Raw genomic sequence first — 716 nt, 5'->3', positions numbered from 1 at the left:
GGCTCAGCGGTAGTAGTAGGCCTTGGCCTCGACGGTGTGCGCCTTGCCCTTGAGGTAGATGCGCATGTAGTACGCCGTGCCGGACCGCGCCGAGGTCTGCACCGTCATCCACCCGCCGTTGCAGTACCCCCAGCCGCCCTTCTTGACGACCTTCTTGTCCGACGTGCGCACCACGTCGATCTTGTACTTGGTCCCGTCGCCGCCGTTCCAGCACCGCGCGTTCACCCCGAGCGTCGAGCTGCGCGGAACGAAGTCGGGCGTCGCCCAGTACTTCGTCGGCGCGTGCTTCTTCGGGCCCCAGATCAGATGCCAGCTCCCCCTCGCCACCGAGGCTGCATCCGCGCGCGCCGCAGCCGACTGCACGGCGGCCGACTGCGTCGCCGAAGCCGTCTGGGGGGCCGGCTGGGCCTGCGCGGCAGGCGCGGCCATCGCGACAGCGCCCCCCAGCGCCGCCGTCGCCGTCGCCAACGCGAGGCAATCACGTATCTGCATGACGTACCTTTCCCTTCCCGCACTGCGGGCCGGATCCCCCGGTGGGCACCTAGCAGGACCCGCAGCTGGACCAGGCGCTGCTGTGGTCGGCAGAGCACCATGGCCTTGAACCAGGACGTTAGGGGCGGCACCTCATGTGCAGCATCCGGCAGAGGGTTGAAGGTAGAGGTAAACCTGCAGCGTAAGCCGACGGTTCCTGACGCGTTGGTTGTACTCCACGCTCA

The 716-nt window shown here is 68.2% G+C and carries 1 protein-coding gene; it reads right to left on the bottom strand.

Going from position 1 to position 716, the window contains the following annotated elements:
• Nucleotides 1-3 precede the first annotated feature (3 nt).
• Complete coding sequence (locus C3489_RS38130) at nucleotides 4-492, bottom strand: hypothetical protein (protein ID WP_146075417.1); 489 nt, start codon at nucleotides 490-492, stop codon at nucleotides 4-6.
• Nucleotides 493-716 lie beyond the last annotated feature (224 nt).

The organism is Streptomyces sp. Ru71, from assembly GCF_002920535.1.
Lineage (GTDB): Bacteria > Actinomycetota > Actinomycetes > Streptomycetales > Streptomycetaceae > Streptomyces.
Note: the sequence above shows the minus strand (reverse complement) of the source record. Positions and strands in the feature narration are given on the sequence as shown.

Excerpts from the sequence above, each read along its gene's own strand:
- C3489_RS38130 (WP_146075417.1), bottom strand. The coding sequence starts at position 492 with ATGCAGATACGTGATTGCCTCGCGTTGGCGACGGCGACGGCGGCGCTG.